At 67.6% G+C, this 4,445-nt stretch carries 5 protein-coding genes; 2 read left to right on the top strand and 3 right to left on the bottom strand.

The genetic code is table 11. The features are described 5' to 3' along the window. Window positions 1–397: 397 nt before the first annotated feature. Window positions 398–853 (bottom strand): DNA-binding protein, encoded by a 456-nt coding sequence (locus P1P70_RS41220; protein ID WP_319247110.1) that lies wholly within the window; start codon window positions 851–853, stop codon window positions 398–400. A 568-nt stretch (window positions 854–1,421) separates the two neighbouring features. After that, window positions 1,422–1,835, bottom strand: coding sequence for an ATP-binding protein (locus P1P70_RS41215; RefSeq protein ID WP_319247108.1), 414 nt, complete (start codon window positions 1,833–1,835; stop codon window positions 1,422–1,424). 183 nt (window positions 1,836–2,018) lie between these two features. Between P1P70_RS41215 and P1P70_RS41210 the strand changes: the two genes are divergently transcribed. Continuing rightward, window positions 2,019–2,873 carry a Scr1 family TA system antitoxin-like transcriptional regulator gene (locus tag P1P70_RS41210; RefSeq protein WP_319247107.1) on the top strand — a complete coding sequence of 285 codons (855 nt, stop codon included), beginning with the start codon at window positions 2,019–2,021 and terminating at the stop codon, window positions 2,871–2,873. Beyond that, complete coding sequence (locus tag P1P70_RS41205) at window positions 2,863–3,063, top strand: DUF397 domain-containing protein (protein WP_319247105.1); 201 nt, start codon at window positions 2,863–2,865, stop codon at window positions 3,061–3,063. The genes P1P70_RS41210 and P1P70_RS41205 overlap by 11 nt, the downstream gene beginning before the upstream one ends. A 118-nt stretch (window positions 3,064–3,181) precedes the next feature. Here the strand turns inward: P1P70_RS41205 and P1P70_RS41200 are convergent, their stop codons facing one another. Next, window positions 3,182–3,751: a hypothetical protein gene (locus tag P1P70_RS41200; RefSeq protein ID WP_319247103.1), complete on the bottom strand. Its 570-nt coding sequence runs from the start codon at window positions 3,749–3,751 to the stop codon at window positions 3,182–3,184. Between the last annotated feature and the right edge of the window lie 694 nt (window positions 3,752–4,445).

The following is a 4,445-nucleotide window of genomic DNA, read 5'->3' as shown; positions in this document are numbered from 1 at the left end:
GGAAGGAAAGTCGGTCGAGGTGATGAAGAGGACGAGCGAGGGGGACTGGGTCTACATCATCGAAAACCCCTACGGCGTCTGACTCTCGTCGTCTGATTCTCGTCGTCTGATTCTCGTCGTCCCGGCATCACCGTCGGGCGACGGAACCTCGCCACGGCAACAGCGGCCGCATCGACTTTCTCGATGCGGCCGCCGCTGCTGTCCGGCGTCGATGCCACGGTCATGAACCGGTGTGGTCCGGGCGCAGTTGGCCCGTGAGGGTGCGCAGGCCTTCGACGTGGCGTTGTGCGGTGAAAGCTCCACTGCCTGCGGCGAACAGGCCGGTGCCGGCGAATCCACGCGGGCACCGGCTGTCACGGCACCGAGGAAAGCGGTGCCGGTTCGGTCAGAGCCAGCCCTAGTGGTCCGTCCTCTCCGTACGGCCGGCCAGGCGTTCGTAGCGTTGCCGTGCCGCCTGAGGGGTCTGGAGCCCGAGGCCGAAGGCGATCTCGGGCCAGGTCATGCCCCTGCCGCGGGCCATCTCCAGCAGGCCTACCTCCAGTTCGTCCATCTCGCCACGGGCGAGGGGGATGAGGGTGAGGGCGGCGGTGATGTCCGCGCGGTCGACCTCCTCCTCCCCGTCGTCGAGGAGGGCGGCGCCGCTGAGCAGGAACGACACCAGCCGGATCGCCTCGTGGGGCCCGAGCACGTGCGGATGGGTCTGGCGCCGGCGCTGTCCGTCCGTGGCCGCGTGGCGCTCAGCGATACGGAACAGGGACGCGGGCACCCGCTGCGCCCGCGCCTCGTCAGCGCCCGGTGGTGTGAAGGGGTCGGTGGTGTCGGCGGGTTGAGGAGTGTTCGGCGACGTCGTCATACGGCCAGCGTCGAGGGTAAACGACTTGTTGTCAACGCTTTATTGTCCTCCGTCGTCGGGACGCGAGGCGACGGGCACCGGACGACGGGCACCGGACGTCGGGCCGTACGGGATCAGTCCGAACTGTTCCGCCGCGCCGCTCCCGCCGCCTTCCTGGCCGCGCGGTGCCGTTTGGCCAGCCGCATCGAGTGCAGGCACGAGACGCCGTCGCCGGCACGCGTCCACGCAGGCCACGGCATGGTCCAGCCAGTCGCTGAACGTGGCCAGGACGGGATCGGAGGGCGAGGCGGAGCCCCCTGCTCGTTTCGTCGTTTCGTCGGTCATGCCGTACGCCCCTCACTCAGGTACGCCGTGACATACGCCCGCACGAGGCCTCCCTCGTCTTCTTCGCCCGCATATGGACCATCCATGAGTACGTCCCGCACGCGCGCCGCTCTCACCGGCCGCCTCTCCCAGCAGGGTTCACGCGGCGGGAACGGCAACCACTGGCCATACAAGGCCCGATACCGTTCCGCCCGGACCGCCCAACGCCGCCACCGCCCGCGGTACGGGCTCAGCGCCGCCGCGCTCACCCTTCCCGCCCCGGCATCACGAAGTACGCCCACACGCACTTGGTGAACGGCCGCGCCTCGTGTCCCCACCGTTCGGAGAGCCCGGCGACGAGTACGAGGCTGCGCCCGCCGTTCCGTTCCGCGTCGCCGCTCCGCTGTGTCGGCACCCTGCCCTTGTCCGGGTCCGACACCTCGACCAGTACGCCGCACCCTCGGACCGACACCACCACCTCCACCTCGGCGAGGGTCACCCGGCAGTGCCGGACCGCGTTCGTCACCAGTTCCGTGGCCACGGTGGCGATGTCATCGGCGAGTTCACCATCGAGGGTCCAGTCCTTGAGGATCCGCCGCACGTGAGCACGGGCTTCGGGGACGTGTCTTCCGCGCTTGGGGATACGGAAGGAGTCGCTACGTGGGGTGAGAGCGGGCATGGCTGATGGACCCCCTGACGTGCGGTCAAGTTCACGCCCAGTAGTGGCGCGTACACAAAGAGGCTAGGGCAAATATCGAGCTGTCATCAACCCGCTCTAGTTACATTTATGTAGATCGCTGCGCGGTGTGCGATGGCTCTACAGTGGTGCTCGCCATGAACGGGGAGGAGAGGTGAGCGCCTGATGGCCGGACGGCCGACCGTGCGCAGCAGGCGACTTGGGGCAGCGCTGAAGAAGTACCGACTGGCCGCCAAGTTCGATCAGCCGCAGGCCGCAGAGGTGATCGCGAACCATCAGGCCCGGGTCAGTCGCATCGAGAGCGGGCACGTTGTCGCTCGCCCGATCGAGATCCGTGTGCTGTTGGCCGCGTACGGGGTGGATAACCCGGAAGTGTGCGGCAGGCTGGAGAAGTTGGCCAAGGACGCCAACCGGCGTGGCTGGTGGCACGAATACGCCGAACAGCTGCGACCGGACTACGTGGATCACATCACGTTGGAGAGCGACGCGACCCGCGTCCAGGACTGGCACCCCACCATCGTGCCCGGGCTCCTGCAAACCGCTGCCTACGCGGAAGCGGTGATGCGGTCGGGCCCTATGAGCCTTGCCCCCGAGCGGCGCGAGTTCCTGGTCCAGGTACGTATGAGGCGACAGGTCAAGGTTGCCGAGAGTGGCACGGCGTGCGAGTTCATCATCTGGGAGCCGGTCGTCGTGCACCCCATGTCGAGCGCCGAGGTCCACCGGGAACAGTTGGCTGCGCTCCTCGAAGCGGGACAGACGGAGAACGTGACCATCCGTGTTCTTCCGTTCAGTGCCGCCGTGCTGGCGGGAACCACCGGGTTCGCTGCCTTCAGCTTCGGATCCGAACCGACGGCGGAAGCGGTGACCGTCGAGCACCTCGGCGGTACGTTGGTTCTGGACGAGCCGGAGGACGTCGCTCCTTACGTGCACACCTTTGACCTGCTGAGATCGGCAGCGATGACGCCGGAAGAGTCAGCCCTGATTATTCGGAACGCCCTGCGGAGTGTTGATGACCACTGAAGTCGCCGGCGCCTTTCAGAAGTCGTCCTACTCTCACCAGTCGGGTGATTGCGTCGAGGTCGCGTTGACCTCGGGCGGCGGCCGAGTCATCCGCGACAGCAAGAACCCCCACGGCCCCCTCCTGCACATCTCACCCACCGGATGGCACGCCTTTATCGGCGCCGTCTCCGGAACGGCCGTGCCGCGCTGACTAACATGGCGAAGGTCATCCCGTAGGGATACCCCCGTGCCGGAACCCCGGCTCGATTACGGCGAGCCGGGGCTTCCGATACTGGGTATTCCGGGGTGAGCGCTTGCCCTCTCGGTTATCACCAGTGGTGGCCGTTACCGACGACGCGGAAGCTGCCGACGAGGAACTGCCCCTCCTGGTCCCCTTCGACCGCGCTGCTGGAACTGTGCGGTCCGACCGTGGCGACAGGCGCCCCGTTGTCGCAGGTGATCCCGTTGAAGAATTCGACGGTCTTGTCGCTGTCGTTCCGGATGTTGAAGCTGCCGCCCCTCTGCCCCTTCCCCTGCCCCCGGCGCACGTTGACCACGGCGATGCAGGACCCCGGCTCGGCGCCGTACACGCGCTCGTTGACCTGAATCTGACCCTCGTCCCGGCGGTTCTCGCCACGACCCGCGCCACGACCCTCGTTGCCCTTGCGGGGACCGTTGACATTGTCCGCCGCACCCGCGTCGGCCGGGGCGGTGGCGGCGTTCGAGCCGGCGCTGGTGCCCGTGCCGTTGCCGCCGCGGGGGGCCGGGGCGGCGTCGGTGACGGCCGCGGCGGACTTGGGGGCCGGCTCCAGGGCGGAGCTGGCGTAGGTGACACCGGTGGCGGCCGCGACTGCCACGCCGACGGAGGCGGCGATCACTGTGATCTTACGAGTGCGCAATGCACTTCCCCTTCTCTTCGTTCTCGTCGACAGGACCTGCCGACGAGAACGAACGTAATGACGGCCATTTCCGCTGTCATTTCGAAAAGGGTCGGGGTGGGGCCGGAAAAGGGGCCGAACGGCCGCATGGATTGTCGCTCTGACGGGTGACGGTCGGCGTGCCTGACGCGCCATCAAAATATGGCAATGAGCTGGTATTTCGAATCCAGGTGCGGCCTACACCCGCGCGCGCTGACACGTCGTCACTCTCTTGGAGGCTCCGAGGTGGACCCGCTCGCTGACCCCACGTCAGGTCGCACCTGAGCCCGTACCTGACGCCTTTTCAAAAACCGCCGACGGCAGGGCGAAAAGGTATTGCGTCCCGTCGCGTGAATTCGTTCGCCGAGGAGTGATCTCGACGGCGTGTCGCGCGCTCGTACGGCTGTCACGGCGCATATCGTCGTCGGCCCTCCGGTGAGGGGCACGACCTCGACAACACGCGCCCCCGTGCGCTCGCCGGTACGGGTGGAAACGGGCATATCGGCGTGCGCGGTGGGCAGGTCGCCGTGTCAGCTGTGGTGGCTGGCCCCAGTAGACCGAACGACCGTTTCCGGAAACCCCCTCCATGCGCCGACCCGGCAACCCCCTTCCCGTCCCCGCCACGGCCTTCGCCGCGCTCCTCGTCTGTGGGCTGCTCCTGACCGCCGGTACCGCC

The sequence above is a fragment of the Streptomyces sp. MB09-02B genome (assembly GCF_033794485.1).
Taxonomy (GTDB): domain Bacteria; phylum Actinomycetota; class Actinomycetes; order Streptomycetales; family Streptomycetaceae; genus Streptomyces.
Note: the sequence above shows the minus strand (reverse complement) of the source record. Positions and strands in the feature narration are given on the sequence as shown.

Bases quoted from the DNA above. Each gene is read 5' to 3' on its own strand.
- P1P70_RS41220 (WP_319247110.1), bottom strand. From the start codon at position 853: ATGACGACGTCGCCGAACACTCCTCAACCCGCCGACACCACCGACCCC.
- P1P70_RS41215 (WP_319247108.1), bottom strand. From the start codon at position 1,835: ATGCCCGCTCTCACCCCACGTAGCGACTCCTTCCGTATCCCCAAGCGC.
- P1P70_RS41210 (WP_319247107.1), top strand. From the start codon at position 2,019: ATGGCCGGACGGCCGACCGTGCGCAGCAGGCGACTTGGGGCAGCGCTG.
- P1P70_RS41205 (WP_319247105.1), top strand. From the start codon at position 2,863: ATGACCACTGAAGTCGCCGGCGCCTTTCAGAAGTCGTCCTACTCTCAC.